Origin of the sequence: Thioclava sp. UBA3469 (assembly GCF_002378135.1) — a bacterium.
In the GTDB taxonomy this organism is placed as follows: Bacteria; Pseudomonadota; Alphaproteobacteria; order Rhodobacterales; family Rhodobacteraceae; genus Thioclava; species Thioclava sediminum.
In genome coordinates, this window is sequence record NZ_DFRG01000178.1 from 1 (window position 1) to 200 (window position 200).

Here is a 200-nt window from a genome sequence, read left to right on the forward strand (position 1 = left end):
GTCTGCGCGAAGCGGCCCGCAACGAAGAGGTCGTGGCACGGCTTCTCGATTATGCCAAGGCGATCGAAGGGCTGCTGCGCAACGCCTCGACCCACGCGGCGGGCGTCGTGATCGGCGACCGTCCGATCGACGAGCTGGTGCCGCTCTATCAGGATCCGCGCTCGGACATGCCCGCGACCCAGTTCAACATGAAATGGGTC

Annotated in this window: 1 protein-coding gene; it reads left to right on the forward strand. The window is 65.5% G+C overall.

Annotation, left to right across the window (positions count from 1 at the left end):
• On the forward strand, positions 1–200 hold a 200-nt coding region (locus B3D39_RS13050), incomplete at both ends, for a hypothetical protein (RefSeq protein ID WP_286789775.1).